Genomic DNA, 967 nt, shown 5'->3' on the forward strand with positions numbered 1-967 from the left:
GCTTACGGCTATCCGCAGCCGGCCTCCGCCGCCCAGCCCGCCTACGGCTATCCGCAGCCCGTCCCGGCCGCGGCCGTGGTGCCGGACCCGGACTTCCGGCTGCCTCCGCAGGGACCGCAGTTCGTACGACGGTGAGCGCTCCACCGGAAGTCCGGTGCGCCGCCGACTGCGCCCGGCCCGCTTCGGGCCGGGCGGGCCGGGCTGAGGGCTGAGGGCTGAGGGCGGACGCCCGCCGCGGTCACACCTTGCTCTTGAAACCCCTGCCCCACTGCAGGCCCCAGCCGTAAAGGCGGTCGAGCTCCGCCTGGAAGCCGTAGACGTACTTCACCTCGCGCCGCACGACGATGTCACCCTTGTGGTTCTCCAGGGAGAACACCGCGCAGGACCGGGCCTGCGGAGCGCGCTCCGCGAGTTCGATCTCCACCCGGGGGCCCGCGCTCGGATAGAGCGTGACCACGGCGTGGGTGCGGTCGAAGGCGGGCGTCTGGTCGTAGATGTAGACGAAGATCAGCAGCCGCTTGATCGCGTCCCGCTGGTCGAGGTTGATGAAGATCGTCTCGCCCGACCCGGAACCGAAGCGGTCGTCGCCGCTGAGTTTGACGTACGGGGGCGCGTTGAGGTCTCCGAAGAAGTTGCCCAGCGGCTGAACGACGCCCTTGGTGCCGTCCGTGAGCTCGTACAGGCAGCCGAGGTCGAGGTCCACGTTCACCACGCCCTGCGTATGCGCCTGGACCTCCTCGGGCTGGAACAGCCGCAGCGGGTGGCGCAGCAGGCTGTTGCCGCGCGTCCCGCCGCCGATGTCGGAGCTCCGCATGCGCCAGGACAGGTTGACGCGGAGGTTTCCGGTCGCGGCGCCCTGCTTGCTGAGCGAGACCGAATGGCGCCGCTTGGTGAGTTCGATCGAGTTGGTCGCGGCGTTGCCCGAGTCGAACTGCAGCGCCGCCCTGCCTCCCGGCCGTAGGCCTGT

The 967-nt window shown here is 70.3% G+C and carries 1 protein-coding gene; it reads right to left on the reverse strand.

What is annotated here, in order from left to right; all coding sequences use genetic code 11:
- Window positions 1–238 precede the first annotated feature (238 nt).
- Complete coding sequence (locus GUY61_RS38600) at window positions 239–937, reverse strand: Tellurium resistance (RefSeq protein ID WP_166634934.1); 699 nt, start codon at window positions 935–937, stop codon at window positions 239–241.
- Between the last annotated feature and the right edge of the window lie 30 nt (window positions 938–967).

It is taken from the genome of Streptomyces sp. GC420 (assembly GCF_009916105.1).
Classification (GTDB): domain Bacteria; phylum Actinomycetota; class Actinomycetes; order Streptomycetales; family Streptomycetaceae; genus Streptomyces.